General features: G+C 44.9%; 1 protein-coding gene. It reads right to left on the reverse strand.

The window, feature by feature from the left end; all coding sequences use genetic code 11:
- Nucleotides 1-2,691, reverse strand: a 2,691-nt coding sequence (locus ACMZ6Z_RS09190; protein ID WP_416132231.1) for a hypothetical protein, incomplete at its 3' end; no start/stop codon positions are given.
- Between the last annotated feature and the right edge of the window lie 42 nt (nucleotides 2,692-2,733).

Genomic DNA, 2,733 nt, shown 5'->3' on the forward strand with positions numbered 1-2,733 from the left:
AGCGACCTTGATGGCTTCCTTGATCTTGGCTTTCTCGTCCTCAGAGACGTTTGTCGCGTCTTTGACTGGGACTTTGACAGGGTCTTGTTTGCCGTCTTGGGCGGTTTCAGATGCGGTTTTGCCCACGATAGCTGTCGCTTTTGGTGAGTCTTTCTGGGTTGGTGACGTTTGTACTACACCCACTGTTTGACCAGCTGTCAGTGGTCTATCAAGTGTAACCGTCACAGCTGTACCAACAACTGAAATCTTATCAGCTTCCACTGGCACGTCATCAATCGTCACAACCACTTGAGACTTGTCTGTCGCTTCGGTTTTAAGCGTGATTGCGATAGTGCGGTCATCGCTGTCGATTGGGGCAATGACAGGAACCTCAAGGGCGTCATTTTCACTCACCAAGTCACCTTTTGGAATGACGATTGGCGCGCTGCCGTCTGGGAAGGTAATGCGAGCACTTCCATCTTGAGCCACGTCAATCGTCTCCGTACCTGGTAGGTTTGGATAGGCGACCTTGATGGCTTCCTTGATCTTGGCTTTCTCATCCTCAGAGACATTGGTCGCGTCTTTGACTGGGACTTTGACAGGGTCTTTCTTGCCATCTTGGGCAGTTTCAGATGCGGTCTTGGCCACTTGTGCCACCGCTTTTGGCGAGTCTTTCTGGGTTGGTGACGTTTGTACTACACCCACTGTTTGACCAGCTCTTAGCGGCGCATCGAGGGTAACGGTCACAGCCGTACCTGCCACCTCAATCTTAGAGCTATCAACTGGCACATCATCAATCGTCACAACCACTTGAGACTTGTCTGTCGCTTCGGTTTTAAGGGTGATTGTGATAGTGCGGTCATCACTGTCGATTGGGGCAATGACTGGGACGTCAAGGGCGTCATTTTCACTCACCAAGTCACCTTTTGGAATGACGATTGGTGCACTGCCGTCTGGGAAGGTGATGCGAGCACTTCCGTCTTGAGCCACGTCAATCGTCTCCGTACCTGGAAGGTTTGGATAGGCGACCTTGATGGCTTCCTTGATTTTGGCTTTCTCGTCCTCAGAGACGTTTGTGGCGTCTTTGACTGGGACTTTGACAAGGTCTTTCTTGCCTTCTTGAGCTTTTTCAGAATCGAGCTTTTGACGGACGGTTTTGGCTTGGGGGTAGGTTTTGACGTTTATAGAGTCATCTCTATAGGTCAGGGTGACATCTCCGTTGGTTGCGACTTGAATGCCATCTTGACCGTTTTTGAGGAGGGCGATGAGATTGGGGTTTTTAAGCACAATCTCTGCCTTGACTGCCGCCTGCTCGTCTGGGTTTAGCTGATTAATATCACCGACTGGTGTTGGTGCTATCTCTTGGAGCTGACCCTGAGAGTTGACTGCCATTGAGTTAGCTCTGAGAGTGATTGTTCTATTAAGGAAATCATAGCTAACATCGTAGCCCTTCGGTTTTTTTTCTAGACTGAAGGAGAAATTTTTAAATTTAGGGCTATCAAATATATCAACCCCCTTATTTCCTCCTGACAAGTCCTTAGTCTCATATCTTGGAACATCCCAACTGACAGTGGTAGATCCACCAGATACCTGTTTGCTTTCTAATCTTCTTACTACATCACTATAATATTTTTCAAAAATACCCTTAACTTCAACTTTGATATTTGGATGAGGTGAGACATTGTTTCCTTCCCAATTAATCTTAACAGTATACGGAACAGATTTTAGAACATAAGTATGATATCTAGTTAAATTTAATTGGTTTTCGTTTCTGTAATCTAGCTCTCCCCTTGCAGCTTCAAAGGTGATTTGACTGTCTTTTTTCAATACCAAAGTCACTGCCCCTCGAATATTAAAACTCATTTTTTTGGGAATAGAGAAGCTGACTTTGTCACCTAAATCAGTCATCTGAACAGTGTTACTTCCATTAACCAGAATCGCTTTGATGTCACTTTTTTTATAAATTATTGTTTTTATACTACTGTTTTGATCATTCGTAGGAGCAAACAAGAAGGTTTCCGCATTAGATGTACTCACCCGATAGGTAGCCTTAGCATTAACCATATCTAAAATAATGCTTTGAGAGTTTGTATCCAATGTAACCCAAGAAGAATAGTGTTCGGAGAGATCCAAAGGTTCTATTGCAGTAAGCTCCATTTCAACTGACTGATCCAAAATGTTATAGCTACCGCCGTCTGCCACGTTTCGAATTTTAGAATCCATAAAGTGAGTCGTTCCTATTGAAGGAGTCTTAAAGGAAAAAGAAGGACCGGATAGTTGATTTCTTTTATTGCGAAAAGGTCTTAAATCATCTGTTTGATAATATCGCTTACCCTCACTAACGGAGTACATTTCATATAAACGGGGTTCAAAATTGTCCTTTCCTTCTTTTTCTCTATTCGTTCTACTAATGAAAAAATGACTAGCATCCCCATACTTGCTCAAGAATTCGGAAGTGAGCAACACTCCACCGCGCTGTCTCTGTTCATATCTTTCTCCATATTCAGTGACATTTAAATGATCTGTTATCCCTGTATCATAATAGTCAATCCCCATGGCTTCTATGGTTTCTCTAGAGACGGGAATCGGTGCAGGGTCTGCCTCTCGACGCACTCTTTTGCGATCTGGCTCGGTCTTAACTTCTGATTCCAGTGCTTCTGCGGCTGGGCTTTCTGGTGCTGGGCTCGAGGCTGCCTCAGCTGGTTGGACCATCTGTGTGAGGGGGACTTGTATAAGGGTCTTGGTCCCATCTGG

Origin of the sequence: Streptococcus pluranimalium, assembly GCF_047785705.1 — a bacterium.
Classification (GTDB): Bacteria; Bacillota; Bacilli; order Lactobacillales; family Streptococcaceae; genus Streptococcus; species Streptococcus pluranimalium_A.